This window comes from Acidithiobacillus sp. AC3 (assembly GCF_050261095.1).
Classification (GTDB): domain Bacteria; phylum Pseudomonadota; class Gammaproteobacteria; order Acidithiobacillales; family Acidithiobacillaceae; genus Igneacidithiobacillus; species Igneacidithiobacillus copahuensis.
In genome coordinates this window covers 1,377,637-1,404,072 of record NZ_CP189838.1, presented here as the reverse complement: position 1 = coordinate 1,404,072, position 26,436 = coordinate 1,377,637, and the positions used below count along the sequence as shown (strand labels likewise).

The following is a 26,436-nucleotide window of genomic DNA, read 5'->3' as shown; positions in this document are numbered from 1 at the left end:
ATTTTTCTGTACGACGGGCTCCCCACAATAGCCCTGTCGGATGTTTGGAGGATGTTGCAGTCTTGATCAAGCCGCACAAGCGGTATAGGCTCAGTGAACATCAACAATGTGCAAGTCTCGTATCCCTGATCTCAAGGCATAATTCCTGATCTGTATTCCGTGCAGAGGAGCTCTCTCCCAATGAGTGACGTTATTTCCCATGTATCTGATGAAACCTTCGACGCCGAAGTCCTGCAGTCTGACAAACCTGTGCTGGTCGATTTTTGGGCGGAATGGTGTGGCCCGTGCAAGATGATCGCTCCGGTTCTTGAGGACGTTGCCGGTGAGTACTCCGATCGCATGAAGGTCGTCAAATTCAACATCGATGAAAATCCCGCTACGCCACCGAAATATGGCATCCGCGGTATTCCCACCCTGCTCCTGTTCAAGGCCGGAAAACTCGAGGCCAGCAAGGTAGGGGCACTTAGCAAAGCGCAGCTCACCGCTTTTCTGGATAGCCAGCTTTGAATGCTCCAAGACCCCGCCGCAAGCCGCAACGTTCCCCCAAATCTTTCCCTAACGAAGACCTTCTCCTGGAAGAGGAGGAGTCCTTCACTCCAGTTCCCGGGGCTCCTTCGGTCAACCTCAGCGAACTGAAAAGAAAATCGGCCACGGAGCTGGCGCTCCTGTGCCAGGACCTGGGAATCGATGGGGCGGCCAGGCAGAAGAAACAAGAACTGATCTTCAATATCCTCAAGGCCCATGCACGCAATGGCGATGCCATTTATGGCGATGGGGTGCTGGAAATCCTGCAGGATGGTTTCGGCTTTTTGCGGGCGGCATCGGGCTCGTATATGGCGGGGCCGGACGACATCTATGTCTCGCCCTCGCAGATCCGTCGCTTCAACCTGCAGACGGGGGATACCGTTTCCGGGCAGATTCGCCCGCCCAAGGAGGGAGAACGCTACTTTGCCTTGCTCAAGGTGGAGAGCATCAACTTCGAGGGGCCGGAGGCAACCCGCAACAAGGTCAATTTTGATGATCTGACGCCATTGTTTCCGGAAGAGGCCCTGCGCCTGGAGTCGGATCATATGGTCTATGGTGAGCCTTCGGCGCGCATCATCGATCTGATCTCCCCGATCGGCAAGGGACAGCGTGGCCTCATCGTGGCCCCGCCCAAAACCGGCAAAACGGTATTGTTGCAGCAGATCGCCCATGCCATCACCGGTAATCATCCGGAATGCTATCTGATCGTTCTGTTGATTGACGAGCGCCCGGAGGAAGTGACGGAGATGCAGCGTTCGGTGAAGGGTGAGGTGGTGTCCTCGACCTTCGATGAGCCCGCTACCCGCCATGTGCAGGTCGCCGAAATCGTCCTGGAAAAGGCCAAGCGTCTGGTGGAACACAAGCATGACGTGGTGATTCTGCTCGATTCCATTACCCGTTTGGCGCGCGCCTACAATACCGTCGTGCCCTCTTCGGGTAAGGTGCTCACTGGTGGCGTCGATGCCAACGCCCTGCAAAAGCCGAAGCGCTTTTTTGGTGCGGCGCGCAATATCGAGGAGGGCGGCAGCCTGACCATCATCGCTACCTCGTTGGTGGAAACCGGTTCCAAGATGGACGAAGTGATCTTCGAGGAGTTCAAGGGCACCGGCAATATGGAAGTGCACTTGGATCGCCGCCTTGCCGAGAAGCGCGTCTACCCGGCCATCAATCTGAACAAGTCCGGTACCCGTCGCGAAGAACTGCTCATTCCGCAGGAGCTTCTCAACAAGATCTGGGTACTGCGCAAGCTGCTGGCGCCCATGGATCCCATGGAGTCGATGGAATTTCTGTTGGACAAGGTGCGAGCGACCAAGACCAATGCGGAATTCTTCGATTCCATGAATCGCTGAGCCGCCCTGGACCTGCGGCGCGTCTCTCTTTATAATCCGCCACTTTCTGAAAACCCAGAGTGTTAGCCATGAATCTCGAAATTCAGCCGAAATATGAAGAAGTGACTGTAACCTGCAGTTGCGGAAACAGCTTCAAGACCCGTTCCACGGCAGGGCGTGATCTGCATGTTGATCTGTGCTCCGAATGCCACCCGTTTTACACCGGCAAACAGCGTGCGGTTTCTGCCGCTGGGCAGGTGGAGAAGTTCCGCAAGCGTTACGGTAAGTAAGCTCTCTCCATGGCCAGCGAGAGCCTGCGCGATCGCGCCCTGGCGTACCACGCTGCTGCGCCGGCGGGGAAGGTGACGGTCGTTCCGTCCAAGCCCTGCGCGACTCAGGCAGATCTGACGCTGGCCTACACCCCTGGGGTTGCCGAACCGGTGCGCGAGATTGCTGGCGACCCGGAAAAGGCCTACGACTACACCGCCAAGGGGAACCTCGTCGCGGTCATCAGCAATGGTACCGCGGTACTTGGCCTGGGGAAGGTCGGAGCGCTCGCCGGCAAGCCAGTAATGGAGGGCAAGGCGGTCCTCTTCAAACGCTTTGCCGACATCGATGCCTTTGATATCGAGGTAGAGGCGCGCGATGCCGAGCATCTGATCGATGTGATCGCCGCTATCGCTCCCGGCTTCGGTGGCATCAATCTGGAGGACATCGCCGCGCCCGATTGTTTCCGGGTCGAGCGCGCCCTGCAGGAGCGCCTCGATATTCCCGTCTTTCACGACGATCAGCATGGTACGGCGGTCATTGTTGCGGCGGCCCTGCGCAATGCCCTGGAGTTGCAGGAGAAAGATCTCGGCAAGGCGAAGATTGCCATCGTCGGCGCCGGCGCGGCGGGCCTGGCCATTGCCGGCATCCTGAAAAAACTGGGTGCCCAGCACTGCTATCTCAGTGACGTCCACGGGGTTTTGCACCAGGGGCGGCAGGATTTGAGTGAGTGGCACCGACCCCACGCTATGGCACCTGACGGCTGGACGCTGGCCGATATGATCGCCGATGCCGATGTGCTCATCGGCGTTTCCGTAAAGGGTGCCATCCCTTTGGAGTTGCTTGCCAGCCTCGCCCCGCGCCCGGTGCTCTTCGCCCTGGCGAATCCCGATCCCGAGGTCGATCCTTGGCGGGCGCGGGAGCTGCGTCCGGATGCCATCATCGCTACGGGGCGCTCCGACCTGCCCAACCAGGTCAATAACGCTCTGGGTTTCCCTTTCCTCTTCCGGGGGGCCTTGGACGTGCGTGCCCGGGCCATCAATGCCGAGATGCTCGCCGCTGCGGTAGAGGCCCTGGCCTCCCTGGCGCGCAGCGAGGTGCCGGAAGAGCTGTATGCGGCCTATGATCTTGCGCCCGGTAGCTTGCAGTTCGGGCCAGAGTACATCATTCCCAAACCGCTGGATCCGCGCTTGCGCAGTGTTGTCGCCACTGCGGTGGCGCAGGCAGCGCGGGATAGCGGCGTCGCCCGCAGGTAACCCCATGCGCCTCGCGGATCTTGCGGTTCGCGATCTGCTGCGTATCGCATCTGTTGGTTTTTTACTGGCGGTCTTTGCCTTCCTGGTGTGGCGGGTTATGGCACCTTTCTTTGGTGTTCTCGCCTGGACCTCAATCATCGTCTATGTCACCTGGCCGCTACGGCGCTGGCTTTGCCGACGTCTGCCGCCCTGGCCGACGGCTGTCCTGATGACGCTCTTTTTCTCCTTGGTATTTCTGCTGCCTTTTCTCTTTCTGAGTTTTCATCTCTTCCATGAACTGCAAGCCTTGCTGCAGAGCTGGAGCACGGCCGACGCTGACTGGCATCCGCTGGCAGAAATCCAAAAAAACCCATGGCTTGCCAAGATCTGGAATAGCGTTCCTCTCGCGTGGCGGGCCAACCTCCACGCCGGCGCGCTTAGCCCGGACCTGAATGCCTGGGCAGCGCGGGTAGGAATCTTTGCGGGAGGGCTGGGGAAGGCGTTGGGCAGCCTGGGGATGATCTGGATCAGTGGTCTGGTCTTCTACCGGCATGGCGAAACCTTTCTGCGACAGGGACAGGAGGTATTCGCGAGCCTCCTCGGGCCACAGTTCCCACAATATCTGGCGACCGTCGGCAATACCCTGCGTGCGGTGGTATACGGCATCTTCGCCACGGCCATCGCCCAGGGTCTGTTGGCGGGGCTGGGGTACTGGGTGAGTGGCATGCCGGCGCCGGTGTTGTTGACCTTTCTTACCATGATTTTTTCGCTGATCCCCTTTGGCACTCCCTTGGTTTGGGGGGCGGCGAGCATTTGGCTGCTCTGGCAGGGCCACTACTACGCTGGTGTCGGGCTCTTTCTGTGGGGTGCCCTGGTGGTCAGCTGGGTAGACAATCTGATCCGCCCCTGGGTGATCTCTGCCGCTGTGCATCTGCCCTTTCTGCTGGTGATGTTCGGGGTACTGGGTGGGATCATTGCCTTTGGCTTCTTGGGGATTTTTCTCGGACCGGTCTTGCTCGCCGTGGCGCTGAATCTCTGGCAGCGCTATGTGCGGAGCTTGCAGACTGTCGCTTCCGACTCCTGAGCTTGGACTTCCTTTACCGGATCTGCCTGCCTTGGTCTTTTGTGCCCAGGGTTCTATACTGACCCCATCAACACAGCAAGGCCCTCCGGGGCCCTATTTTCGAGGTGACCGATGCGTTCCGATACAATCAAAAAGGGCTTTGAACGAGCCCCTCACCGCGCTTTGCTCAAGGCCTGTGGCGTTACCGATGCCGACATGAACAAACCCTTCATCGGTGTTGCCAATTCCTATATCGACATCATTCCGGGGCATGTGCATCTGCAGGAATTTGGCAAGATCGTCAAGGAGGCAATTCGCGCTGCTGGCGGAATCCCTTTTGAATTCAATACGATTGGCGTGGATGACGGGATCATCATGGGGCACGATGGCATGCGGTATTCGTTGCCGAGCCGGGAACTGATTGCCGACTCTATCGAAACGGTGGTGCAGGCGCATCACCTCGATGGCCTGGTCTGCATCCCCAACTGCGATAAGATCGTTCCGGGCATGATCATGGGTGCGCTGCGCTGCGATATTCCCACGGTCTTCGTCTCCGGCGGTCCCATGGAGGCCGGCAAACTGGATGACGGCACGCCCATCGATCTGGTGACGGCGTTTGAGGCGGTCGGGCAATTTAAGCGTGGACAGATTACCGAACTGCGTTTGAAAGAGATCGAAGACAAGGCCTGCCCCACCTGTGGTTCCTGCTCGGGAATGTTTACCGCCAACAGCATGAACTGTCTGATGGAGGTTTTGGGCATCGCCTTGCCCGGTAACGGCACCGTTCTGGCGACGGCCAGTGAGCGGCGCGATCTGGTGCGGGAGGCGGCGGCGCGGGTCATGGCCCTGGTAAGCGCCGGGGGGCCGACCATGCGCCAGCTGGTCGACTTCGAGGCCATCGACAACGCCTTCATTCTGGACATGGCGATGGGTGGCTCCACCAACACGGTGCTGCATACCCTGGCTATCGCTCGGGAGTCGGGAATTGATTATCCTTTGGCGCGCGTCAACGAGCTGGCGCAGAAGGTGGCCTATCTGGCCAAGGTATCGCCGGCGCTCTCTACCGTGCATATCGAAGACATTGGCCGCGCTGGTGGCATTCCGGCCATTCTGCATGAAGTGCATAAGCGTAACGGCGATGTTCTGCACCTCGATAAGCCCACGGTCAGCGGCAAGAGCCTGCGCGAGATTGTCGAAAGCGCGCAGGTGCGCGACAGCAAGATCATTCATCTGGCAACGGAGCCAATCTCGCCCACCGGTGGTCTGCGGGCGGTCTTTGGCAACCTGGCGCCGCAAGGGGGCATCGTCAAGATTGGCGCGGTAATACCCGCCATGCGCAAGTTTTCCGGGCCGGCAAAGATCTTCGAGAGCATGGAAACCGCGGCAGAGGGCATCCTGGCGGGCGAGGTGCAGCCGGGGCAAGTGGTGGTGATTCGCTACGAAGGGCCAAAAGGTGGCCCCGGTATGCCGGAAATGCTCACGCCTACCGCCAATATCATGGGCATGGGCCTGGGCGAGAGCGTTGCGCTCATTACCGATGGCCGTTTCAGCGGCGCTACGCGGGGGGCCTGCATTGGTCACATCTCGCCGGAGGCGGCCGAGGGCGGCCCCATTGCTTTGCTGCGCGATGGTGACATCATCGAGCTCGATCTGGATGCCGGTAGCTTGCAGGTGCAGCTCAGTGATGCCGAACTGGCAAAGCGGCGCGAAAGCTGGGTGCCCGTCGAAAAGCCGCTCAAGTCGCCGTGGTTGCGCCGCTACCGCAAGCTGGTGACCAACGCCGCCATGGGCGCGATTCTGGAATCCTGAGTTGACGGATTCTTCCCTGCGGATCGGCGTCTATGTCGATGCCGAGAACGTACGGTATAACGGTGGCTATGCCATGCGCTACGACGTCCTGCGCCGCTTTGCCGCGCGTGGGGATGGCCGCATGGCGGGACAGCTCATTCGCCTCAACACCTACATGGCCGTCGATGGGCAGCGTACTCGCGTAGACAGCGAATACCGTGACCGCATTCGCGCCTATCAGCAGGCCGTGCGCGATCTGGGCTGGAAGATCATCGAGAAGCCGGTGCGCTGGTTTACCGATGACGAGGGCAATGCGATAGCCAAGGCAAATGCCGATCTCGATCTCGCCGTTGATGTCATGCTGCAGTCGGAACGTTTGGACCAGGTGCTACTGGTGACCGGTGATGGCGATTTTTTGCAGGTCGTACGGGCACTGCAGAATCGCGGTTGTCGGGTAGAAGTGCTGGGCTTTCGCAATGTTTCCCTGCACTTGCAACACGAGGCCGATGCCTTTTATTCCGGTTATCTCATTCCCGGACTGCTGCCCGTGCGGGGGGATGGCAAAGTATCCTGGGGGGAGTTTGGTTCGCGGGTACGCGGTATTTGCAGCCGCTGGGAGGTGGACCGTGGCTTTGGTTTCATCCGTTTCCAGCGCGAACTGAGCAGCCAACTTTGGGTGACCGATACCCGCCAGGGAGACTCTCCCTACGGCTCGGCGTTTGTGCACATCTCCGATCTACCGCGCGAGCTGGATGTAGGCGATCTCCCCAGTCGCGACATCGTCCTCGAATTTGATCTGGAGCCCAGCGAAATGGAACGCGGGGGGTTTGTCGCCAAGCGCTGTACCGTCGTCTACCGTTATGACGGAAAATATGCCGCTACGCCGCGCGTCGATCATCGGGAACTGGAGTTGTTGCCGGTTGCGAGAAACCACGTGTCAGCAGAGAAAAGCGAGGACGCGGCCAGTATCGTGGAGCCATCGACCGCAGACTAGCCCAGTTGCCGCACTTATTCCTCGCGTAGACGGCGCAAAAAGATCCCGCTGCGCCGCTGCAGGTTGTAAAGTGCCTGTTTCGGCATGGGTAATTCCTTGAGATTGCCGCGGCGAAAGGCACGCTCCAGAAACCAGTGACTGCTTTGGGTGCTGAGTACGAAGACCTCGTTCAGACCGAGCCTGCGGGCAGTCGCGATGCCATAGTCCAAGAGCTGCTCGCCGCGGCCCTCCTCGCGGTACTGCTCATCCACGGCCAGACAGGCGATCTCGGCCATGCCGTATTCCGGGTAGGGGTAGAGTGCTACGCAGCCGATCACCTTGCCGTCGCGTTCCATCACCGTAAACTGTTCCACCTCGCGCTCCAGGCGCTCGCGTCCACGGCGCACCAGCACGCCGCTTTCCTCCAGCGGGCGAATCAGGGACATGATGCCGGGGATATCATTGCGTGTTGCCGGACGCAGGTGTTCGAAGGGATCGCCGGAAATCATCGTCCCCAAGCCATCTCGGGTGAACAGCTCGCGCAGCAGGGCTCCATCCTCTTTGCGCGGGATGACGTGTACCCGTTCCACGCTGGCGCGGCAGACCTTCTCCGCACTCAACAGGTGCTCGCGGATGGCCTCGGGCAGTTCACTCTGCAGCAGGGCAGGGATCTCCGACAGGACGATCTGCCGTAGCAGTTCGCCCCGGTTATCGGGCACGCCCGGAAAGTCGGCGTAGAAGATCAGTTTGGCCGCCTTCAGGGCGATTGCTGTCGCCACGGCGATATCTTCTGCGCGGATATTGAAGAGGGTTCCGGTCGGTGAAACCCCAATGGGGGAGAGCAGCACCACTTCATCGGCGGCGAGATGACGATGGATGGCCTCGACGGCAACGCGCCGCACCTCTCCCGTATACTGGTAGTCGACCCCTTCCAAGATACCGATGGGCTGGGCAATGATGAAATTGCCGCTACTCACCTGCAATCCGGCGTGGGCCATGGGCGAATCCAGACGCCCTTCCGAGAGCATGGCTTCCACCTGCAGACGGGCACCGCCGACCGCCGGAATCAGGCGCTCCATGACCTCCTCGGTGGTGATGCGACGGCCATTCACCCGCTGCGAACGGAGATCGTCGCGCTCCAGGGCGGCGTCAATCTGCGGCCCGGCGCCATGGACCAGCACGATGTTGATTCCCAAGCTGTTGAGCAGGGCAATGTCTTGAGCAATATTCCAGAAGTGGCCGTCAGCGATGACATCGCCACCAAAATTGAGGACGAAGGTCTGCCCGCGAAAGCGATGGATATACGGCGACGATTCGCGAAAATGGCGAACGAAACTGCTTTTGATCATCGCCGCAGCGTTAGGAGTGCAGCGAAATCGTACGTCGTTGCGGTCGCTTCTGGGCGCGTGCCTGGGCTTCTTCGGGCGTCAGAGTTTGCAGGGCAAAGGCATGGATGCTCTCACCAATGCCATCAACGGCGGCATAGACCAAGCGATGCCGGGCGAGGGGACTCAGGCCGGTGAACTTGTCACTCACGATGCGCAGCTCGTAATGACCACCGTCACTGGTGGCTCCGGCATGTCCGGCATGGGCCTCGCTGCGGTCACGGATTTCCAGCTCCTGCGGCTGCAGGGCGCTGCGCACGGCATTTTCGATCGCTTCCTTGTTCATTAAAACACCGCCTTGTAGGGACGCACACTGACATCGGCATAGACGCCATGACTGAGATAGGGCTCGGCAGCAGCCCAATGTTGGGCGTCGCTCAGGGAATCGAAACGGGCGATGATCAGACTGCCGGTGAAACCAGCCTCGCCGGGCTCCTCGCTGTCGATGGCCGGGAAAGGACCCGCACTCAGCAGGCGTTCCTCGGATTGCAGCTGGTGCAGGCGGGCAAGATGTTCGGCGCGCACTTGTTTGCGCAATTCCAGAGAATTGGGGTTGTCGATGCCGATGATGCAGTAATACATACCTGTTCTCCCGAAAATAATGTCCCAGTCTAGCACAGGCCGGCTTACTGCGAATCCTTGCCGTGCAGGGCGTCGGGGGGGAGGGCGCGGCTGATGAGGATCGCCTGATAGATCACGAAGAGCACGGTAAGTATCAGTAGGCCAAAGAGCTTGAAATCCACCCAGATGGCCGTCGGAAAGGTGTAGGCAATGAGCAGGTTGAGGGCAGCCAGGACGATGAAAAAAATGATCCAGTAGCGGTTCAGTCGACGCCAGAAGTGATTGGGCAGGGCGACCGGCAGCTGTGCCCCCATGAGACGCTGCAGCAGGGGTGTCTCGCGCCAGTGCGTCCAGAGCAGGGCGACGGCGAAGAGAAAATACAGAATGCTGGGCTTCCACTTGATGAAAGTGTCATTATGAAAATAGATCGTCAGGCCACCAAAGATCAGAATCAGCAGGGTCGAGATCCAGGTCATGCTCTCCACCCGACCCTGGCGTCGCCATTGCCAAAGCATGAGCAATACCGAGGCAACGATGAGAACCTTCGTGGCAAAGTAGATGCCGTGGATCTTGTAGGCGACGAAGAACAGGATCACCGGCAGAAAATCGATCAACAGTTTCATGAACAGACCAAAACGGGTAGGGTGAAGGGTGCCAGTGTAACGATCTGTGGGAGAGTTTGCCTAGTGGAACAAGAAGAATGGTTGCTGCCGTTGCTGCGGGCCCTCGGGCAGCAGCAGAAGATGGAATTGCCCGACTTTGGGCGGCACCTGGCCGCGCGCTGGCGTCGTCAACGCCTTGGCGGCCATCTGGAGGGGCTGGCGCGGCTGGACCTGCCGCGCCTCGATAGCCTCTTGGGGATCGAGGACATCAAAAAGACCTTAGAGACCAACACCCGCCAGTTTGTTGCCGGCTTGCCAGCCAATGACGCTCTGCTTTGGGGTGGGCGCGGCACTGGCAAATCCTCGTTGGTCAAGGCGCTGCTACATGCCTACGCGGACGAGGGGCTGCGTCTGGTGGAGATCGACAGTCAGGCCATTCTGGATCTGCCGGAGATCCTGGCCGCCATTGCCGAGGCGGATGCGGAAGAAAAATATCGCTTTCTGCTCTTTTGTGATGATCTTTCCTTCGGCTCCGACGATCCCGCCTATCGCTCCCTGAAATCGCTGCTGGATGGCGGAGTGGAGGCACGCCCGAGTAATGTCTTGCTCTATGCCACGAGCAACCGTCGTCATCTTCTACCGCGCCATTTTTCCGACAACGAGGAATATCATCGCCACGGCGAAGAGATCATCGCTGGCGAGACGGCGGAAGAGAAGATCAGCCTGTCGGAACGCTTTGGCCTCTGGCTCGGCTTCTATCCCTTTGATCAAAAACAATACCTCGCCATTGTGCGCCAGCATTTGCAGTTGCTGAACAATGACGACAGCGAAAACGAGTGGCGGGAAGAGGCCCTGCGCTGGGCCTTGCAACGGGGCTCGCGCAGCGGCCGGGTGGCGCAGCATTTCGCCCGCCATTGGGTAGGCAGCCGGGGTCTGCAAGACCCGGCCTGAGATCTACGCAGCGGGCAGTTCTTTCTGGATCTGTTGCAGCAGCAACGCGTGAATGCGTAGATTGCCGCCGACGATATTTCCCGATTCGAAAAAGTTCTGCTCGCCGTGAAAATCAGTGGCCAGTCCACCAGCTTCCTGAATCAACAGGATACCAGCGGCAATGTCCCAGGGTTTCAGGTGGAACTCCCAGAAGCCATCGTAACGACCTGCAGCCACATAGGCGAGGTCGAGGGCGGCCGAACCGGCGCGGCGCAGTCCGGCAGTCCTCTGCATCAGGTTTTTGAAGATGGAAAGATATTGGTCGAGATAACTGAAATCCCGGAACGGGAAGCCCGTGGCAATCAGACTGTCATCGAGGTCCTTGCGCTGGCTGACGCGCAGGCGTCGATCGTTGAGGTGCGCACCACCGCCACGGCTGGCGGTAAAGAGCTCATTGCGCAGCGGGTCATAGACGACGGCATGCTCCATCCGGCCATGACGGCGCACGCCAATCGAGACGGCGAGACTCGGCACGGCATGTATGAAATTGGTGGTGCCGTCGAGGGGATCGATGACCCACTCGTACTCCGCGGCCTCGACGCGCGTGCCCTCTTCGGCAAGGATGCCATGCTCGGGGTAGGCCCGTTGAATGATCTCGACAATGGCCGCCTCGGCCCGTTGGTCGATTTCCGTCACAAAATCGTGCGGACCTTTGCTGGCGACCCGCACTTCGTTGACGCGGTCGATACTGCGGCTGATGATGTCGCCGGCCTTGCGGGCGGCGCGGATCGCGGTTACAAGAATGGGATGTTGCATGACAACCTTGGCTCGGAATTCAAAACATGAACGAGTATAGAGAAAAGCGGGGCACCCTGCACGGTGCGGCGGTGCTGCCGCAGATCCGCGTGGTGTTGGTAGAGCCCAGCCATCCGGGGAACATTGGCGCGACGGCGCGGGCAATGAAGGTCATGGGTCTTACCCAACTGGCGCTGGTACGGCCGCGCCAGTTTCCTCACCCCGACGCCACGGCTCTGGCCTCGGGCGCCGAGGATCTTCTCGTGGACGCGCAGGTGCATGCAGATCTGCAGGATGCCATTGGCGACTGCCAGCGCGTATATGGCACCACGGCGCGCGATCGTCACATTCAGTGGCCACAGCTGGACGCCCGGCAAGCGGCGTTGGCGATGGTGACGCAAGCGGCGCAGGCGCCGGTGGCGCTGCTCTTTGGCCGGGAGAGCAGTGGTCTGAGCAATGCCGAGCTGGACCTCTGTCAGACCCTGATCCAAATTCCTACGGGCGATCTCTACCATTCGCTCAATCTGGCGCAGGCCGTGCAGATCATCGCCTATGAACTGCAGATGGCGAGCAGATCTCCCACCCCAGTGGTGGACGGGTTGCCCGAGCTGGAGGCCAGTGTCGCCGATCGCGAAGGATTTTATGGCCAGCTGCAAACGGTGTTGCTGGCCTCTGGGTTTTTGCAAGCGCCCCGGGAAGAACACATGATGCGCCGCCTGCGCCGTCTCTTTGATCGTGCTCATCCAAGCCGTAATGAAGTCGACATCCTGCGCGGTATCCTCACGGAAATCTCGCGCTGGGCGACGCGCACCGCACCTGAGGAAGATTGATGTCTCTACGTGATGATCTCGATTCCATTTTTGCGCGCGACCCAGCGGCGCGTAATCGCTTTGAATTGCTCCTCACCTACCCAGGGGTGCATGCGCTGCTGCTCTATCGCGTGTCGCACTGGGCCTGGGGGCATCACTGGCGCCTCCTTGCGCGGATTCTTTCGGGTATCGCCCGCTGGGCGACCGGCATCGAGATTCACCCGGGCGCGCAGATCGGTGCCCGCTTCTTCATCGACCATGGCATGGGGGTGGTCATTGGTGAGACCGCAGAGATCGGTGACGACTGTACGCTCTACCACGGCGTTACCCTGGGCGGTACCTCCTGGCAGCCGGGCAAGCGCCATCCCACCTTGGGTAGCGGTGTCATTGTCGGTGCCGGTGCCAAGGTGCTCGGGCCCATTCGGGTCGGTGACAATGCCCGCATCGGTTCCAATGCCGTGGTGGTGAAAGACGTGCCCGAGGGCGCGACGGTAGTCGGCATCCCGGGTCGTGTGGTGAACAAGAGTGATGCCGGTGACCGCCACTTCGAGGCCTACGGTCTGACCGGGCAGATGCCCGATCCCGTTGCGCGGGCGGTAGAGTGCATGCTCGAACACATGCACCATCAGGACAAAGAACTGGCCGAGCTGCGCGCCCAGCTGGCCGAGCTGCGGCCCCAGGCAGACGACATCCAGATCGAGAAAAGTCCGGAGTGTTCCTTGGAAACGCAGGGTGAGGGAACCCCTGCGCAGAATAGTTGACTAATTCAGTAGGGATAGTAGGATACGTACCCAACCAGGAGGTTTACAGAGATGAAACTGACGACCAAAGGTCGCTACGCGGTAACTGCCATGCTCGACCTTGCATTGCATGCCGAGGACGAGGTGGTGACGGTGGCCGACATTTCCCGGCGTCAGCAGATCTCTGTGGCCTATCTGGAGCAGCTTTTTGGGCGCTTGCGCAAGCAGGGGTTGGTGGAGAGTGTGCGTGGTCCGGGCGGTGGCTATCGCCTTGGCGCAGCAGGTACGAATGTACCGGTGGATGAGATCATCCGCGCGGTAAATGAGTCCATCAACACTACCCAGTGCGGCGGTGATCCGGTGCAGTGCTGCAAGGGTGAGGGTCAGCAGTGTTTGACGCACGATCTCTGGGAAGCGCTGGGAGAAGAAATCAGCCGTTTCCTGAGTGGCATCACCCTTGCGCAACTGGTTCGCGAACAACGACAAAAGTTGCAGCAGCAAGGTTCTTTGCCGATACGAATGACGGAGCGCGGACGTCCGCAACGTCCGGCCCATGGGTAAGCGAGGTGAATATGAGTGCAGTGCAGGCAGACTTGGTACAAAGCCCGGCAGTACGGGAACGGCCGATTTATCTGGACTACCAGGCAACGACGCCGGTCGACCCTCTGGTCGTCGAGGCGATGTTGCCGTACCTGACGCAGAACTTCGGTAACCCCGCAAGCCGTTCGCACAGTTATGGCTGGTCTGCCGAAGAGGCGGTTGAGAAGGCGCGTGCGCAAGTGGCAAATGCGATTCATGCCGATCCCAAGGAGATCGTCTGGACCTCCGGGGCGACCGAGGCCAGCAACCTCGCCATCAAGGGCGCCGCGCATTTCTACTCTGGCAAAGGGAAGCACATCCTGACGTTGCGCACGGAGCACAAGGCAACCCTCGACACCTGTCGGCAACTGGAGCGGGAAGGGTTCGAGGTCACCTATCTCGACGTGCAGGAAAATGGTCTGGTCGATCTCGAAGCCTTCCGCGCGGCTCTGCGGCCGGATACGGTGCTCGCTTCGATCCTCTTCGTGAACAATGAAATCGGTGTGATCCAGCCAATGGAAGAGATTGGCAAGATCCTGCGCGAGCACAAGATCGTCTTTCATGTCGACGCGGTGCAGGCCCTTGGTAAGGTCCCGGTCGATGTCGACGCCATCCAGGCAGATCTGATGAGTCTGTCTGCCCATAAGATCTACGGGCCCAAGGGCATCGGTGCCCTCTACGTGCGGCGCAAGCCGCGGGTGCGGATCGAGGCGCAGATTCACGGCGGTGGACATGAGCGTGGCATGCGTTCCGGTACCTTGCCGACGCATCAGATTGTTGGCATGGGTGCTGCCGCGGAACTCGCCGTACGCAGCATGGAAAGTGATAGCCGACGCATTCGCCAGCTCCGCGATCGCTTGCTGGAGGGCATCATGAGTCGGGTGGACGAAGTCTACATCAATGGTGATATGGAACATCGCGTGCCGCATAACCTGAACTTGAGTTTCGCCTTCGTCGAGGGGGAATCGTTGATCATGGCACTCAAGGGCATCGCAGTGTCCAGCGGGTCGGCCTGTACCTCGGCCAGTCTGGAACCCTCCTACGTGCTGCGTGCATTGGGCAAGTCCGACGAGCTGGCGCACAGTTCCATCCGCTTCGGTATCGGCCGCTATACCACCGAAGAAGAGATTGACGAGACCATCGCCCTGGTGGCTGCGAAGGTCGGCAAATTGCGGGAGCTTTCGCCTTTGTGGGAGATGCATCTGGAAGGCATCGACCTGAATTCCGTGCAGTGGGCGGCACATTGATTCTGAGATAACGGGAGACAAATCATGGCATACAGTGAAAAGGTAATTGATCATTACGAGAACCCCCGGAATGTGGGTGGGTTTGGTAAGGAAGATGCGGGTGTGGGCACCGGCATGGTTGGCGCGCCGGCCTGCGGCGACGTCATGCGCCTGCAGATCAAGGTGAACGAACAGGGCATCATTGAAGACGCCAAGTTCAAGACCTACGGCTGCGGCTCCGCCATCGCCTCCAGTTCTCTGGTCACCGAGTGGGTGAAGGGCAAGACCCTGGATGAAGCGATGACCATCAAGAACAGCCAGATTGCGGAAGAACTGGAATTGCCTCCGGTCAAAATCCACTGTTCTGTGCTGGCCGAAGATGCAATCAAGGCGGCGATCGAGGACTATCGCAAGAAGTCCGGCGCTAGCTCCAGCGAAACTCACTAAGGTAGAGCGATGGCACTGACGATGACGTCTGCCGCAGCGCGGCAGGTGCGCAAGAGCATCGAAAAGCGCGGGAAGGGACAGGGGATTCGCATCGGCGTGAAGACCAGTGGCTGTTCCGGCCTGTCTTATGTCATGGAATTTGTCGATCAGCCGCAGCCGGAAGATATTGTTTGCCAGCAGGATGACGTCAAGGTCTTCGTCGATCCTAAGAGCATGCTGTATCTGGACGGTACCGAGCTGGATTTCACCCGCGAAGGTCTGAACGAGGGGTTCCGCTTCAACAATCCCAACGTGAAGGACACCTGCGGCTGTGGCGAGAGCTTTACCGTCTGACATGACCCGGTGTGCTGTCTGTCAGGCGGAGATGGAGGCGGGCGCGGCCCTTTGCCCGCAGTGTGGGGCGTTGCAGCCGTTTGATCCCTCTCTCTCCCTCTTTGCCATCCTGGGCTTGGCCGAGGGCTTCGTCATCGATCCGGCAGCGTTGCGCTCGGCTGCACTCGAGCGTCTGCGCGCTGTCCATCCCGATCGTTTTGCCCAAGCCGATGGACGCACGCAACGGCAATCGCTGGAGTGGACTACACGCCTCAATGAGGCACAGGCGGTGTTGGGTGATCCGCTACGTCGCGGCGATTACCTCTTTTCCCGTCACTTTGGCCAGTCCGCGTTAGGCGAGGAGATGGGCAGCCTGCGCGACCCAGAAGTCCTGATGCGCCAGATGGAGCGGCGTGAGGCCTTGGAAGAAGCCGCAGCCGTGCGGGATCAGGCAGCTCTGGAGCGTCTGCGTGCCGAGGCACATGCCGAGGAAAAACAAATCGAGGAGCAGCTTGCTGCGTCCTTCACTGCGCCCGAGGCCGGGCGCATTGCCCCGCTCCTGCAGGAGTGGCAGTATCTGCGCAAATTTCTCGTAGAAATCGATCAATACGAAGAGCGGTGGGATTTCGCCTGAAGCCCACTCGCGCTGAGGAGCTTGCATGGCGTTGTTACAAATAGCCGAACCTGGGCAGTCTACCGCCCCCCACGAACATCGCTTGGCGGTGGGGATCGATCTCGGGACCACCCATTCTTTGGTCGCGACGATTCGCTCTGCCCAACCCGCGGTGTTACGTGATTCTCAGGGGCGCTATCTCCTGCCGTCGGTGGTGCAATATCGTGCCGATGGTACGGTTCGCGTTGGTGAGGAGGCCCGCGCGGAGGCCGCCGCCGACCCCCACAATACCATTGCCTCGGTGAAGCGTCTGATGGGCCGCGGAGCGGAGGAATTGCAGACCCTGGCGGGGGCCTTGCCCTATCAGGTGCTTGCTGGCGAGGGCATGGTCCGCCTGCAAACTGTGCAGGGAGAAAAGACCCCGGTGGAAGTTTCCGCTGAGATTCTGCGCATATTGCGCCAGCGGGCGGAGGAGAGTCTGGGGGGTGAACTGACCGGAGCGGTGATTACCGTCCCCGCCTATTTTGACGATGCCCAGCGCCAGGCCACCAAGGATGCCGCCCGGCTGGCGGGGATCAACGTCTTGCGCCTGTTGGCAGAGCCTACCGCAGCAGCAGTGGCTTATGGCCTCGACAAGGGAGCGGAGGGACTCTTCGCCATTTATGACCTGGGCGGGGGCACCTTTGACCTGTCATTGCTGCGTTTGCAGAAGGGTGTCTTTGAGGTGCTGGCGACGGCTGGTGACGCCGCCCTGGGCGGTGATGACATGGATCGCCTGATTGCCGAACAGATCCTGGCGCATTTCGCCGAACAGGGAGACAGTAGTCCTGCTTGGCAGCGACAGGTGCTGCTCGCCGCGCGCGCCATCAAGGAGCGCCTGAGTAGCCTGGAGGAAGCCAGTGTCGAGCTGGTACTGCCAAGTGGCAAAGCCGTGCAGTGGCATCTGCGGCGCGAGCAACTTGAGAGCTGGATCGAACCGGTTATTCGTCGCAGCTTTGCGCCCTGCCGCCGGGCCCTGCGCGATGCCCATATTCGTCCGGAAGAAATCGACGGAGTTGTGCTGGTTGGAGGTGCCACCCGGGTACCCCTGTTGCGCCGCCTGGTCGCTGAACTGTTCGGACGGGAGCCGCTCTGTGATATCGATCCCGACCAGGTCGTCGCCCTGGGTGCCGCCATCCAGGCCGACGCCCTGGTTGGCAATCAGAGCGACGATCTGCTCCTCATGGATGTGCTGCCCCTGTCCCTGGGGCTGGAAACCATGGGGGGCCTGGTGGAGAAGATCATTCCACGCAACACCCCTATCCCGGTTGCCAAGGCACAGGAGTTCACCACTTTCAAAGACGGGCAGACGGCGATGAGCATCCACGTTCTGCAGGGAGAGCGGGAGAAGGTGGAAGACAATCGCTCTCTTGCCCGTTTCAGTCTGCGCGGTATCCCGCCGATGACCGCCGGGGCGGCGCGGATACGAGTCACCTTTCAGGTGGATGCAGATGGTCTGTTGGCGGTGAGTGCAGAAGAGGCGAGCACCGGCGTACGCGCCGAGGTGCAGGTCAAACCGTCCTATGGTCTGGACGATGCGGCGATTACCCGCATGTTGCGGGAGGCCATCGCCCATGGCAAAGAGGACATCGAGCAACGGCGCCTTGCCGAAGCCCGGGTCGAGGGCGAGCGCGTCCGGGAGGCGCTGGATGCGGCCCTGGCCCAAGACGGCAGTCTGTTGCAGTCTGACGAACGCGCCGGGATCGACGCGGCGCGGGCCGAATTGCTGCATGCTCTGGGCGGTGATTCTGCCACCGCGATCGATCATGCCGCTGAGGCGGTCGAGAAGGCAGCCGAGGTGCTTGTCGAGCGACGCATGAATCAAGCCGTGCGCAAAGCGATGGCGGGCCATTCCATCGACGAGTGGAGCGAGAAATGACGAAAATCCGATTTTTACCCCATGCCGAAATCTGCCCGGAAGGGCGAGAGATCGATGCTACGCCTGGCGAAAGCATCATCGATGCAGCGCTGCGCAATGACCTGCATATCGAGCATGCCTGCGAGATGTCCTGTGCTTGTACAACCTGCCACGTGATTGTGCGTGAGGGCTTTGACAGCCTCGAGCCCGCCGAGGAAAAAGAAGAGGATCTGCTCGATCGCGCCTGGGGGCTGGAACCCTGCTCGCGCCTGAGTTGTCAGGCCAAGGTGGCGGAGACCGATCTGCTGATCGAGATCCCCAAGTACACCATCAACCTGGAAAAGGAGCGTCACTGATGCGTTGGACCGACACGCAAGAAATCGCTATCTCGCTGGACGAAGCGCACCCAGACGCCGATGTGCAACACCTGCGCTTTACCGATCTGCACCGCTGGATCGTGGAACTTACTGATTTTGAAGACGATCCAGAGGCTTCCAACGAGCGCATCCTGGAGGCTATCCAGATGGCCTGGCTGTCCGAGCGCGACTGAGGACGCCTCGTGGCGCGGGTGGTGGTCGCCCTGTCGGGCGGAGTCGATTCCGCCGTGGCCGCTGCTTTATTGCAGGAGGCCGGCCACGATCTGTTGGGCGTGACCATGCGGCTGTGGCCGAAAAGTCGCTGCTGCGACGAGAAAGACATCGAAGACGCCGCCGAGCTCTGTGCTCAGCTCGGCATTCCCTATCAGGTGCTCGATTACCGGGAGCGCTTTCGTAGCGAAATCGTCGATCCCTTCATCGCTGCCTATCAGGAGGGCCGCACACCCAATCCCTGTACCCGCTGTAATCAGGTCCTGAAATTTTCCGCTCTCTGGCAGGAGGCAGACGCGCTCGACGCAGACTACCTGGCAACGGGTCATTATGTGCGTCAAGTTCGCTCTGCGGCGGCGGAAATCTGGCGCGGCGTCGATGAACGCAAAGATCAGTCCTATTTTCTCTATGCGATCGAGCGGGACTTGTTGCCGCGCTTGCTCTTTCCCCTTGGTGCCTTACGCAAAGAGGAAGTGCGCGCCATCGCCAAGGCGCGTGCGCTGCCGGTGGCCGGCAAGCAGGAGTCCCAGGATGTCTGCTTTGTTGCCGGTGACTATCGCAGCTTCTTGCGGGAACAGGGGGTATCCGGGCGCCCAGGGAATATCGTCAATCTGCAGGGCGAGGTACTTGGTACCCACGATGGCGTCATCAACTTTACCGTCGGTCAACGGCGGGGAATCGGTGGTGGCAGTGCGGTGCCTTTGTATGTCCTCGCAGTAAATGCCAAGCGCGATCAGGTGCGCGTGGGACCCGCAGAATACTTGTATCAGGACCAGTTGCGTATCCACGAGTGCAATTGGCTTGCTGAGCTTTCACCTGATCGAGAAGAGCGCGTAACCGTCAAACTGCGTTACGCCGCGCCGCCCGTCGCCGCAACCCTGCGCCTGGGGCAGGGCGGAGAAGCCTCTTTGCTTCTCGACGCCGCGCAGCGCGCGGTTACCCCCGGGCAAGCGGCAGTCTGTTACCAGGACGAGCGCCTGCTGGGTGGGGGCATCATTGCGGAGTTTGGCATTTCTGCCGATTCTGCGTCAGAATGATTGCTTCCACGGGAGCGTTGATATGGCTGAGGAAAGCAACGAGCAGCAAATCTTTCGGGTCCTCGTAGTGGAGGATGAAGAAGGCATCCAGCAGCTCCTTCGCCTGACCCTGCAGAAGCATGGCTTTGCAGTGTCCTGTGCAGGAAGCGTCGAGGCAGCCGAGGACCTTCTCCATGATCCAGTGCCGCATCTGATCATTCTCGACTGGATGCTCCCCGGGGAAAGCGGTATTGCCTGGTGTCGCAATCTCCGGCGGCGGCACAAGCTACAGGGTCTCCCCATCATTTTGCTTACCGCCCGTGGGGAAGAGGGCGATCGTGTGCATGGTCTGGAGTCCGGCGCCGATGACTATCTCGCCAAGCCCTTCTCGCCGCGAGAGCTGGTAGCGCGAGTGCAGGCTCTGTTGCGCCGCAGTTACGGTGGCCTTAGCCCCAATCGGGTACAGATTGGCGAACTCAGTATCGACGTCACGGCACATCGCGTTACCCTGAACGGCCGTCATGTGCCAATGGGGCCCACGGAGTTCCGTATACTGCGCCTCTTTGTCACCAATCCCGACCGGGTGTATAGCCGTGATGCCCTGCTCGATCTCATCTGGGGGCGTCAGACCTATATCGAAGAGCGTACCGTAGACGTGCATATCCGCCGCCTGCGCCGCTGCCTTGAAAAGGTCCACTACGCTCACATCATCGAGACGGTGCGGGGAGAAGGCTATCGCTGCAATCCCCTGCCACAAAGCCCAGAACTCGCCAGCGAAGCGCCATGAACCATCTGCGCGCCTGGGTTCCCGCCCTGCTGCCTCTGGCGATGCTACTGGCGTGGAACTTTCTCGGGGCACCTAGCACTTCTCTTATCTCTTTTTTTTGGGCTTCCGTCATCTTTTATGCCCTCTGGGTGGGCTGGCACCGACAAGAGGCCCTGCGCTTTCGCGTCTGGTTTCGGGAGAAAACGACGCGAATCCCGCCGATGAGCAGCGGCATCTGGGAAGAAACCTTTGCCGAGGGCTATCACTGGCGGCGGCATCAGGAAATCCGCCAGCAGCAGCTCAATCAGCAGATCATGCAACTTCGCGACGCCTTGCAGACCTTACCCGACGCGCTGGTATTGATGGATGAAGAAGGACGCCTGTTGTGGATGAATCCGGCCGCGGTCGAGCTGTTCCACCTGCACTGGCCGGAGGATTTGGGCAAGCCGCTGTCTTTCTGGCTCCGCCTGCCGCACATCCAGGAATTTCTTGTTGGCGCTGGCCCTGGCAATCTCTCCCTGCAGTTTCCGGACCGGCCGGAGGCGGTTTTTGAGGCGTTACGCTATCCCCTGGGAGACGCGGGGACCCTGGTCCTGTTTCGCGATGTCTCCCGCCTGCGGCAGCTGGAACAGGTGCGGCAAGATTTTGTCGCTAACGTATCCCACGAGTTGCGAAGTCCGTTGACGGTGATTCAGGGTTTTCTCGAAAACCTTCTCGATGGCCCCCTGGGGCAGGACGAAGAGGTAGGTCCACAGCTGCGTCTCATGGAAGAGCAGGGTAAACGGATGCAGTCGCTGGTCGAAAACCTGCTGTCTCTGGCCCGAATCGAAAGTGCCGAGCCCGATCCACAGCGCTGTGAAACGGTTTTTGTCGCGCAGATGGTGGAGCGCGCAAGGGAAAGCCTGATGACATCGATCGTGGAAAAACGACTCTCCTTGCACCTGGACCTGGAGTTTGGTCTGGCGCTCTGGGCCGAACCGCTGGATATTCACAGCATCGTCCAGAATCTCCTGGAGAACGCCGTAAAGTACACGCCGTCAGGTCGCGATATCCATGTGCGCTGGACGGCGGGGGACGGTCGGCTGATGCTGAGCGTGCGTGATACTGGTGATGGCATATCGCGCGAACATCTGCAGCGCGTCACCGAGCGTTTTTACCGGGTGGACAAAGGGCGCTCCCGGCGGGTAGGGGGCACCGGTCTGGGACTCTCGATCGTTCGCCACACCGCGGAGCGTTACGCTGGTAGCCTGCGCGTGCGTAGCGAGGTGGGAAAGGGCTCAGAATTTACCGTCTTGTTCCCTATGGATCTGGCGCGGCGTGGGAACTACTGGCAAGACGATGAGGAAGCGCATGTCATCAAAGTGTCATAATTGTCCGGTATACTGCCGGGCAGGATCGGTCTCGGGGAGCTATTTGTGACGGAAAACGCGAAAATTGCGGTGCGCAATCTCGATTTTTACTACGGCGACAACAAATCCTTGAAAGGCATCAATCTGGATCTGCCGGGGAACCAGGTAACCGCCTTCATCGGTCCATCAGGCTGTGGTAAGTCGACCCTGTTGCGGGTTTTCAATCGCATGTACTCGCTCTACCCAGGGCAGCGGGCGACCGGGCAGGTACTGCTCGATGGTGAGGACATCCTCTCCCCCAGCTACAATGTGAATCTGCTGCGTGCTCGAGTGGGTATGGTGTTCCAGAAACCCACCCCATTCCCGATGTCTATTTACGACAATATTTCTTTTGGCATCAAACTCTATGAGAAGCTGCGCAAGGTGGAACTCGACGAGCGGGTAGAGCAGGCCTTGCGGCAAGCGGCGCTTTGGGATGAAGTCAAGGACAACCTCAAGAAGAGTGGCCTCAGCCTTTCGGGTGGCCAACAGCAACGCCTGTGCATCGCCCGCGCCGTGGCTGTGCGTCCCGAGGTCATCCTTCTCGACGAACCCACCTCGGCACTGGATCCCATTGCGACGCTGAAGATCGAGGAACTGGTGGCAGAATTGCGCGAGCATTTCACTCTGCTGATCGTGACGCACAACATGCAGCAGGCAGCGCGAGTCTCTGATTATACTGCGTTTATGTATCTCGGCGAGATGGTTGAGTATGGCCCCACGCAGCAATTGTTCACCAACCCGCAAAAAAAGCAGACGGAAGATTACATTACCGGTCGATATGGCTGAGGAGGTTCCTTGCTATGAATTCAGATCCCCATGTTTCGCAACGCTTTGATGATGAACTTCATGCAGTGCATGAGCTCGTACACCGCATGGCGGGCGTCGTCGAAGAGCAGATGCGCAACGCCTTGACGGCGCTTTTGCAGCAGGACGAGTCACTGGCCAATGAAGTCGTCGGTGGTGACAACGTCGTCAACGGCTATGAGCTACGCATCGAAGAGGAGTGCATCAACATCCTGGTCCGGCGTCAGCCAGCGGCTGGAGACCTACGTTTGGTAATGACCCTGATCAAGTCCATTGCCGACCTCGAACGGATCGGAGACAAGGCGGTAAAGATCGCCAGCATGGCGCTGTCGATGCAACGCAGCAGCGCCAGTATCAATGGCCGTTTTCTGCGGGATATCAAAACCATGGGGGACTATGCCCTGGGAATGCTTCGTCGCGCCATGGACGCCCTGGCCAATGGTGATGCGGATGCTGCCCTGGAGATCGCCAAGGGTGACGAGGAGCTCAATCAGGAATACCGCGCTGCGTTGCGCCGCCTGATCACCTACATGATGGAAGATCCGCGCACCATTACCCCGGCTATCGACGCCCTCTTCGTAGCCAAGGCTTTGGAACGCGTGGGTGATCATGCGCGTAACCTCTGCGAGTATGTCATCTACCTTGTCAAAGGCGTCAACGTCCGTCATATTCCCTTGGAGGAAGTTCGCCAACAGTTTCAGGATTGAATCTCATGCCCAGTGACGACAGTCTGCCGCAGCAAAATCTTCTGGCCGCCGTTGATCTGGGCTCCAACTCTTTCCACATGGTCATTGCCGAAGAGGTGGGTGGTGATCTCCGTCTACTCGATCGCCTGCGAGAAGGCGTGCGTCTGGCAGAAGGGTTGCGTCCAGACGGTGGACTGCGGTCCGAGGTTGCGGATCGTGCCATCGACTGTCTGCAACGCTTTGGGCAGCGGCTACGTTCCGTGCCCCGGGAGCGCATTCGCGTCATTGGCACCAATACCCTTCGGATGTTGCGCGACGCCGATGACTTCCTTGCCAGAATCGAAACGGCCCTCGGCGTTCCCGCAGAAATCGTTGCCGGACGGGAAGAGGCGCGCCTCATTTATCTGGGGGTAGCCCACAGTCTGGCGGTTGCCCCGGAGGAGCGGCGGCTGGTCGTCGATATTGGCGGTGGCAGCACAGAGATTATTGCGGGGCGAGGCTTTAGCCCTGGCATCCGGGAAAGCCTGCATTTTGGTTGCGTGCGTTCGACGCAGGAGTATTTCCCTGACGAAAAAATCAGCCGCGATGCCTTTGCCGCCCTGCAGCGGCGCGTGCGCCTGGCCCTTGAGCCTGTGCTTGGAGAGTATCGTCGCTTTGGCTGGGATCAGGCTGTCGGTTCTTCCGGTACTATCAAAGCGATTGCCCGCATTCTCCAGGAAAATGGCCGGGGTCCGCGGATCACGGCGGTGGGGTTGCGTTGGCTGCAAGAGGAGCTGCTCTCCTTGGGCAGCTTCCGCGCCCTTTCCCGCTTGGCGGGTTTGAAGGGCGATCGAGTACCCGTTTTTCCTGGCGGCCTCGCCATTCTGTCGGCAGTTTTCGACTCTTTGCAGTTGCAGGAGATGCGCTTCTCCGAGGGCGCTTTGCGGGAAGGCGCGATCTACGATCTACTGGGCCGGATCCATCACGAGGATAGCCGGGAACTCAGCGTACGGGGGCTGCAAGAGCGCTTTCATAGCCAACGCGAACGGAATGCCGAGGTCCTCGAATGGGCCGCACGGATACTTGCTGCCACCGCGAGGGACTGGGAGCTCGCCGACCTTCATCAACGCTGGCTACGCTGGGCAATTCTGACCCACGATATTGGCCTGGACATCGCCCATTCGGGCTTTCACAAGCATGGGGAATATATCTGGCGTAACGGCGACATCGCGGGGTTTTCCCAGCGCGAACAAAACCTGATTGCCACCCTGGTTCGCCTGCAGCGAAAAAAGCTACCCAGTGGCGTCCAATTGCAGAGTTTCGGTATCGCGGCAGAGGATCTTCCTGCCCTGCAAAAGCTCGCGATCATCCTGCGCCTTGCCATTCTGCTCCAGCGCGGAGCGGGGGAGCTTGTGACCAAGCCGGAAGTGATGGTCATGGGTAAGACCCTGCAGCTGCAATTTGCCGACGACTGGCAACGGCAGGCACCGCTCCTGCGTGCCGAGCTAGAGCAGGAAAGGGATCAGTTGGCGCCTGAATTCCAACTCCTTTTTTGATATTTCACCTACGGCTTGGAACTCCTCAACTGGCTGCTCGCCCATCTTGGCTACACCCCCGTAACGCTAGCGGACGTCAGCGAATTCTTGCGGCGCTATGGCTACGGAATCCTTTTTTTGGGGACGCTGTTCGAAGGCGAGGCCGTGGTGGTGATTGCCGGTGCCCTGGCCCACGCCGGTATTTTGTCCTGGCCAGGCGTGGTGCTGGCCGCCTGGGCTGGCAGTACTCTCAATGATCAGATTCTATACCTCCTGGGCTATCGCTATGGGGAGCGTCTCATTTCCTGGCTGCCGAGGTTTTTGCGAAGCCACGTTGGCCGTGCCGAAGGTCTGATTCGCCGCTTTGGTGATGGTATCACCCTGTTGTTTCGCTTTATCTATGGTACCCGTACCATCACTCCTATCCTCCTCGGTGTACATCGCTATCATCCGCGCCGGTATCTGTGGATGAATCCGATCGCTGCCCTGCTTTGGGCCATTCTCATCAGCGCCGCCGGTTATCTCCTGGCCGCCTCGCTCCCCCTCATCCTCCGCGAGTTACGCTATGTGCAGATTGGATTTCTGATCCTGCTTGCGATGGTCGTGGCGTATTTTGTCTGGCGGCAGAGGGGAAAACGCTCGGACGACTGAAGAAGAAGAGAGCACATTGCCGCGCCGCGGCTTTTTTGATATAAACCGCCGCAGGCCCGCAGGGGCCAATTCACACATCGATCCGCACCTGCTGCCGGGTGTCCTCAGGGATGGCAGACAGGGGGTCGGTGGCGGCTATCAACCCAAGTCTCAGGAGTTTTTCATGACCAGTCCTTCCGTAAGCATGCGCGCTCTTCTCGAAGCGGGTGTTCATTTTGGGCATCAGTCCCGTTATTGGCATCCCAAGATGGCGCCGTTCATCTTTGGCGAGCGCAACCGAATCCATATCATCAACCTCGAACACACCCTGCCGATGCTGCGCACCGCTCTGAACTTTCTCGAGCAGTTGTCGCGTAAGCACGGTCGGGTACTGTTCGTGGGTACCAAGCGCCAGGCCCGCGACGTGATCGCCGAAGAGGCGAAACGCTGTGGCGCCTTCTATGTCAATCAACGTTGGCTCGGGGGCACCCTTACCAATTTCAAGACCATTCGTCAGTCCCTGCGGCGCATGGAAGAACTTGAGCAGATGCGCAGTGATGGCACCATTGAAAAGCTCACCAAAAAAGAAGCCCTCGACCTGCAGCGTGAATTGGAAAAGCTGGAGCGTAGTCTGGGTGGTATCAAGGACATGACCGGCGTGCCGGATGCAATCTTTGTCATCGATGTCGGCCACGAGAATATTGCCGTTGCCGAAGCTAAGAAGCTGGGGGTGCCAGTGATCGGCGTGGTGGACAGCAACTGTAATCCGGATCTGATCGATTATCCCATCCCTGGCAATGACGACGCCGGTCGCGCCATCCGCCTGTATGCCAGTCTGGCTGCCGATGCCATTTTGGCCGGACGCCAAGGGGTGGAGAGTGATCTGCTCGACGAATTTGTCGAAGTCGATGAAGATATCATCGAGATTACTGCCGACTGATCTTTTTCTTTGCAGAATTAAGGGGTA

The 26,436-nt window shown here is 59.7% G+C and carries 31 protein-coding genes; 26 read left to right on the top strand and 5 right to left on the bottom strand.

Annotated elements, in window-relative coordinates:
• Positions 1-180: 180 nt before the first annotated feature.
• The 7 genes from trxA (at position 181) to ACQAYK_RS07090 (ending at position 7,200) form a co-directional block, all read left to right on the top strand.
• Complete coding sequence (gene trxA, locus ACQAYK_RS07120) at positions 181-507, top strand: thioredoxin TrxA (RefSeq protein ID WP_215871050.1); 327 nt, start codon at positions 181-183, stop codon at positions 505-507.
• Entirely contained in the window at positions 504-1,874 is a 1,371-nt protein-coding gene (rho, locus tag ACQAYK_RS07115; protein ID WP_438266996.1) for a transcription termination factor Rho, read from the top strand. Before trxA ends, rho begins: the two co-directional genes overlap by 4 nt.
• Before the next feature lie 68 nt (positions 1,875-1,942).
• The gene (gene rpmE, locus ACQAYK_RS07110) at positions 1,943-2,143 is read left to right on the top strand and encodes a 50S ribosomal protein L31 (RefSeq protein WP_483167363.1); all 201 of its coding nucleotides are present in this window, start codon (positions 1,943-1,945) and stop codon (positions 2,141-2,143) included.
• 9 nt (positions 2,144-2,152) lie between these two features.
• Complete coding sequence (locus tag ACQAYK_RS07105; protein ID WP_483167362.1) at positions 2,153-3,376, top strand: malic enzyme-like NAD(P)-binding protein; 1,224 nt, start codon at positions 2,153-2,155, stop codon at positions 3,374-3,376.
• 4 nt (positions 3,377-3,380) lie between these two features.
• Complete coding sequence (locus tag ACQAYK_RS07100; RefSeq protein ID WP_483167361.1) at positions 3,381-4,439, top strand: AI-2E family transporter; 1,059 nt, start codon at positions 3,381-3,383, stop codon at positions 4,437-4,439.
• A gap of 111 nt (positions 4,440-4,550) precedes the next feature.
• A complete protein-coding gene (ilvD, locus tag ACQAYK_RS07095; protein WP_215871054.1) occupies positions 4,551-6,227 on the top strand; it encodes a dihydroxy-acid dehydratase in 1,677 nt (558 codons plus the stop codon).
• A gap of 1 nt (position 6,228) precedes the next feature.
• Positions 6,229-7,200 carry a LabA-like NYN domain-containing protein gene (locus tag ACQAYK_RS07090; protein ID WP_215871055.1) on the top strand — a complete coding sequence of 324 codons (972 nt, stop codon included), beginning with the start codon at positions 6,229-6,231 and terminating at the stop codon, positions 7,198-7,200.
• A gap of 14 nt (positions 7,201-7,214) precedes the next feature.
• Here ACQAYK_RS07090 and argA read toward each other — a convergent pair whose 3' ends face one another.
• From argA to ACQAYK_RS07070, 4 genes are read right to left on the bottom strand one after another with little or no spacing between them, the layout of a single operon-like run.
• Positions 7,215-8,528 carry an amino-acid N-acetyltransferase gene (gene argA / locus ACQAYK_RS07085; RefSeq protein WP_215871056.1) on the bottom strand — a complete coding sequence of 438 codons (1,314 nt, stop codon included), beginning with the start codon at positions 8,526-8,528 and terminating at the stop codon, positions 7,215-7,217.
• 10 nt (positions 8,529-8,538) lie between these two features.
• The gene (locus tag ACQAYK_RS07080; RefSeq protein ID WP_215871057.1) at positions 8,539-8,850 is read right to left on the bottom strand and encodes a BolA family protein; all 312 of its coding nucleotides are present in this window, start codon (positions 8,848-8,850) and stop codon (positions 8,539-8,541) included.
• Positions 8,850-9,146 carry a YciI family protein gene (locus ACQAYK_RS07075; protein WP_215871058.1) on the bottom strand — a complete coding sequence of 99 codons (297 nt, stop codon included), beginning with the start codon at positions 9,144-9,146 and terminating at the stop codon, positions 8,850-8,852. Before ACQAYK_RS07075 ends, ACQAYK_RS07080 begins: the two co-directional genes overlap by 1 nt.
• Positions 9,147-9,190: 44 nt before the next feature.
• On the bottom strand, positions 9,191-9,748 hold the full coding sequence (locus ACQAYK_RS07070) for a septation protein A (protein WP_215871059.1): 558 nt from the start codon (positions 9,746-9,748) through the stop codon (positions 9,191-9,193).
• A 63-nt stretch (positions 9,749-9,811) separates the two neighbouring features.
• Between ACQAYK_RS07070 and ACQAYK_RS07065 the strand changes: the two genes are divergently transcribed.
• Positions 9,812-10,678 (top strand): ATP-binding protein, encoded by an 867-nt coding sequence (locus tag ACQAYK_RS07065; protein ID WP_255789448.1) that lies wholly within the window; start codon positions 9,812-9,814, stop codon positions 10,676-10,678.
• 3 nt (positions 10,679-10,681) lie between these two features.
• Here ACQAYK_RS07065 and ACQAYK_RS07060 read toward each other — a convergent pair whose 3' ends face one another.
• Positions 10,682-11,473: an inositol monophosphatase family protein gene (locus ACQAYK_RS07060; RefSeq protein WP_215871060.1), complete on the bottom strand. Its 792-nt coding sequence runs from the start codon at positions 11,471-11,473 to the stop codon at positions 10,682-10,684.
• A 26-nt stretch (positions 11,474-11,499) separates the two neighbouring features.
• On the opposite strand from ACQAYK_RS07060, the gene ACQAYK_RS07055 reads away from it, so the two are divergent.
• From ACQAYK_RS07055 to rpsB, 18 genes are all read left to right on the top strand, one after another.
• On the top strand, positions 11,500-12,282 hold the full coding sequence (locus ACQAYK_RS07055) for an RNA methyltransferase (protein WP_215871061.1): 783 nt from the start codon (positions 11,500-11,502) through the stop codon (positions 12,280-12,282).
• The gene (gene cysE, locus ACQAYK_RS07050) at positions 12,282-13,022 is read left to right on the top strand and encodes a serine O-acetyltransferase (RefSeq protein WP_215871062.1); all 741 of its coding nucleotides are present in this window, start codon (positions 12,282-12,284) and stop codon (positions 13,020-13,022) included. Before ACQAYK_RS07055 ends, cysE begins: the two co-directional genes overlap by 1 nt.
• Before the next feature lie 51 nt (positions 13,023-13,073).
• Positions 13,074-13,562 (top strand): Rrf2 family transcriptional regulator, encoded by a 489-nt coding sequence (locus ACQAYK_RS07045; protein ID WP_215871063.1) that lies wholly within the window; start codon positions 13,074-13,076, stop codon positions 13,560-13,562.
• Between the two features lie 11 nt (positions 13,563-13,573).
• Positions 13,574-14,827 carry an IscS subfamily cysteine desulfurase gene (locus ACQAYK_RS07040; RefSeq protein ID WP_215871064.1) on the top strand — a complete coding sequence of 418 codons (1,254 nt, stop codon included), beginning with the start codon at positions 13,574-13,576 and terminating at the stop codon, positions 14,825-14,827.
• Between the two features lie 24 nt (positions 14,828-14,851).
• A complete protein-coding gene (gene iscU / locus ACQAYK_RS07035; RefSeq protein ID WP_215871065.1) occupies positions 14,852-15,253 on the top strand; it encodes a Fe-S cluster assembly scaffold IscU in 402 nt (133 codons plus the stop codon).
• A 9-nt stretch (positions 15,254-15,262) separates the two neighbouring features.
• A complete protein-coding gene (iscA, locus tag ACQAYK_RS07030) occupies positions 15,263-15,586 on the top strand; it encodes an iron-sulfur cluster assembly protein IscA (protein ID WP_215871066.1) in 324 nt (107 codons plus the stop codon).
• Between the two features lie 31 nt (positions 15,587-15,617).
• Positions 15,618-16,199 carry a Fe-S protein assembly co-chaperone HscB gene (gene hscB, locus ACQAYK_RS07025; protein ID WP_483167360.1) on the top strand — a complete coding sequence of 194 codons (582 nt, stop codon included), beginning with the start codon at positions 15,618-15,620 and terminating at the stop codon, positions 16,197-16,199.
• Between the two features lie 25 nt (positions 16,200-16,224).
• A complete protein-coding gene (gene hscA, locus ACQAYK_RS07020) occupies positions 16,225-18,096 on the top strand; it encodes a Fe-S protein assembly chaperone HscA (protein WP_215871067.1) in 1,872 nt (623 codons plus the stop codon).
• Entirely contained in the window at positions 18,093-18,431 is a 339-nt protein-coding gene (gene fdx / locus ACQAYK_RS07015) for an ISC system 2Fe-2S type ferredoxin (protein ID WP_215871068.1), read from the top strand. Before hscA ends, fdx begins: the two co-directional genes overlap by 4 nt.
• A complete protein-coding gene (gene iscX, locus ACQAYK_RS07010) occupies positions 18,431-18,625 on the top strand; it encodes a Fe-S cluster assembly protein IscX (RefSeq protein ID WP_215871069.1) in 195 nt (64 codons plus the stop codon). Before fdx ends, iscX begins: the two co-directional genes overlap by 1 nt.
• A 9-nt stretch (positions 18,626-18,634) precedes the next feature.
• The gene (mnmA, locus tag ACQAYK_RS07005; protein WP_215871070.1) at positions 18,635-19,699 is read left to right on the top strand and encodes a tRNA 2-thiouridine(34) synthase MnmA; all 1,065 of its coding nucleotides are present in this window, start codon (positions 18,635-18,637) and stop codon (positions 19,697-19,699) included.
• 22 nt (positions 19,700-19,721) lie between these two features.
• On the top strand, positions 19,722-20,465 hold the full coding sequence (gene phoB / locus ACQAYK_RS07000) for a phosphate regulon transcriptional regulator PhoB (RefSeq protein WP_215871071.1): 744 nt from the start codon (positions 19,722-19,724) through the stop codon (positions 20,463-20,465).
• A complete protein-coding gene (phoR, locus tag ACQAYK_RS06995) occupies positions 20,462-21,814 on the top strand; it encodes a phosphate regulon sensor histidine kinase PhoR (protein ID WP_215871072.1) in 1,353 nt (450 codons plus the stop codon). The genes phoB and phoR overlap by 4 nt, the downstream gene beginning before the upstream one ends.
• A 45-nt stretch (positions 21,815-21,859) precedes the next feature.
• The gene (pstB, locus tag ACQAYK_RS06990; protein WP_215871073.1) at positions 21,860-22,621 is read left to right on the top strand and encodes a phosphate ABC transporter ATP-binding protein PstB; all 762 of its coding nucleotides are present in this window, start codon (positions 21,860-21,862) and stop codon (positions 22,619-22,621) included.
• A gap of 14 nt (positions 22,622-22,635) precedes the next feature.
• On the top strand, positions 22,636-23,346 hold the full coding sequence (gene phoU / locus ACQAYK_RS06985; RefSeq protein WP_215871074.1) for a phosphate signaling complex protein PhoU: 711 nt from the start codon (positions 22,636-22,638) through the stop codon (positions 23,344-23,346).
• A 5-nt stretch (positions 23,347-23,351) separates the two neighbouring features.
• Positions 23,352-24,860: a Ppx/GppA phosphatase family protein gene (locus ACQAYK_RS06980; RefSeq protein WP_215871075.1), complete on the top strand. Its 1,509-nt coding sequence runs from the start codon at positions 23,352-23,354 to the stop codon at positions 24,858-24,860.
• A 15-nt stretch (positions 24,861-24,875) separates the two neighbouring features.
• Positions 24,876-25,490: a DedA family protein gene (locus ACQAYK_RS06975; protein WP_215871076.1), complete on the top strand. Its 615-nt coding sequence runs from the start codon at positions 24,876-24,878 to the stop codon at positions 25,488-25,490.
• A gap of 163 nt (positions 25,491-25,653) precedes the next feature.
• Positions 25,654-26,409 (top strand): 30S ribosomal protein S2, encoded by a 756-nt coding sequence (gene rpsB, locus ACQAYK_RS06970; protein WP_215871077.1) that lies wholly within the window; start codon positions 25,654-25,656, stop codon positions 26,407-26,409.
• Positions 26,410-26,436 lie beyond the last annotated feature (27 nt).

Bases quoted from the DNA above. Each gene is read 5' to 3' on its own strand.
- trxA (WP_215871050.1), top strand. From the start codon at position 181: ATGAGTGACGTTATTTCCCATGTATCTGATGAAACCTTCGACGCCGAA.
- rpmE (WP_483167363.1), top strand. From the start codon at position 1,943: ATGAATCTCGAAATTCAGCCGAAATATGAAGAAGTGACTGTAACCTGC.
- ACQAYK_RS07105 (WP_483167362.1), top strand. From the start codon at position 2,153: ATGGCCAGCGAGAGCCTGCGCGATCGCGCCCTGGCGTACCACGCTGCT.
- ACQAYK_RS07100 (WP_483167361.1), top strand. From the start codon at position 3,381: ATGCGCCTCGCGGATCTTGCGGTTCGCGATCTGCTGCGTATCGCATCT.
- ilvD (WP_215871054.1), top strand. From the start codon at position 4,551: ATGCGTTCCGATACAATCAAAAAGGGCTTTGAACGAGCCCCTCACCGC.
- argA (WP_215871056.1), bottom strand. From the start codon at position 8,528: ATGATCAAAAGCAGTTTCGTTCGCCATTTTCGCGAATCGTCGCCGTAT.
- ACQAYK_RS07080 (WP_215871057.1), bottom strand. From the start codon at position 8,850: ATGAACAAGGAAGCGATCGAAAATGCCGTGCGCAGCGCCCTGCAGCCG.
- ACQAYK_RS07075 (WP_215871058.1), bottom strand. From the start codon at position 9,146: ATGTATTACTGCATCATCGGCATCGACAACCCCAATTCTCTGGAATTG.
- ACQAYK_RS07070 (WP_215871059.1), bottom strand. From the start codon at position 9,748: ATGAAACTGTTGATCGATTTTCTGCCGGTGATCCTGTTCTTCGTCGCC.
- ACQAYK_RS07060 (WP_215871060.1), bottom strand. From the start codon at position 11,473: ATGCAACATCCCATTCTTGTAACCGCGATCCGCGCCGCCCGCAAGGCC.
- ACQAYK_RS07055 (WP_215871061.1), top strand. From the start codon at position 11,500: ATGAACGAGTATAGAGAAAAGCGGGGCACCCTGCACGGTGCGGCGGTG.
- cysE (WP_215871062.1), top strand. From the start codon at position 12,282: ATGTCTCTACGTGATGATCTCGATTCCATTTTTGCGCGCGACCCAGCG.
- ACQAYK_RS07045 (WP_215871063.1), top strand. From the start codon at position 13,074: ATGAAACTGACGACCAAAGGTCGCTACGCGGTAACTGCCATGCTCGAC.
- ACQAYK_RS07040 (WP_215871064.1), top strand. From the start codon at position 13,574: ATGAGTGCAGTGCAGGCAGACTTGGTACAAAGCCCGGCAGTACGGGAA.
- iscU (WP_215871065.1), top strand. From the start codon at position 14,852: ATGGCATACAGTGAAAAGGTAATTGATCATTACGAGAACCCCCGGAAT.
- iscA (WP_215871066.1), top strand. From the start codon at position 15,263: ATGGCACTGACGATGACGTCTGCCGCAGCGCGGCAGGTGCGCAAGAGC.
- hscB (WP_483167360.1), top strand. From the start codon at position 15,618: ATGGAGGCGGGCGCGGCCCTTTGCCCGCAGTGTGGGGCGTTGCAGCCG.
- hscA (WP_215871067.1), top strand. From the start codon at position 16,225: ATGGCGTTGTTACAAATAGCCGAACCTGGGCAGTCTACCGCCCCCCAC.
- fdx (WP_215871068.1), top strand. From the start codon at position 18,093: ATGACGAAAATCCGATTTTTACCCCATGCCGAAATCTGCCCGGAAGGG.
- iscX (WP_215871069.1), top strand. From the start codon at position 18,431: ATGCGTTGGACCGACACGCAAGAAATCGCTATCTCGCTGGACGAAGCG.
- phoB (WP_215871071.1), top strand. From the start codon at position 19,722: ATGGCTGAGGAAAGCAACGAGCAGCAAATCTTTCGGGTCCTCGTAGTG.
- phoR (WP_215871072.1), top strand. From the start codon at position 20,462: ATGAACCATCTGCGCGCCTGGGTTCCCGCCCTGCTGCCTCTGGCGATG.
- phoU (WP_215871074.1), top strand. From the start codon at position 22,636: ATGAATTCAGATCCCCATGTTTCGCAACGCTTTGATGATGAACTTCAT.
- ACQAYK_RS06980 (WP_215871075.1), top strand. From the start codon at position 23,352: ATGCCCAGTGACGACAGTCTGCCGCAGCAAAATCTTCTGGCCGCCGTT.
- rpsB (WP_215871077.1), top strand. From the start codon at position 25,654: ATGACCAGTCCTTCCGTAAGCATGCGCGCTCTTCTCGAAGCGGGTGTT.